Consider the following 253-nt stretch of genomic DNA (forward strand, 5'->3'; position numbering starts at 1 on the left):
GGACCGACCGTCGTTCACTCGCTTCTCCTCCACACCTCTATCGTGCCGTCAGCCCGCTGCCCTGACCGCAGACCGTCTGCAGCACCCAGCTCTCGCTCCCCGACGGGGTCAGCTCGCCCGCCCGCACCAGACGGACGAAGTCCAGCGCGTGGTCCGTCAGCATTCCGTCCGCCGACTCTGGCGCGTCGCGGCCGACGTGGATGGACAGCCACCGCGTCGCGCGCGTGCCCAGCCGGGCGGCGACGGCGACGAT

General features: G+C 71.9%; 1 protein-coding gene. It reads right to left on the reverse strand.

Annotation, left to right across the window (positions count from 1 at the left end):
- Positions 1 to 37 precede the first annotated feature (37 nt).
- On the reverse strand, positions 38 to 253 hold a 216-nt coding region (locus SB717_RS37795; protein WP_410908296.1), incomplete at its 5' end, for a hypothetical protein.

The organism is Priestia sp. SIMBA_032, assembly GCF_046535215.1.
GTDB lineage: Bacteria > Bacillota > Bacilli > Bacillales > Bacillaceae_H > Priestia > Priestia aryabhattai.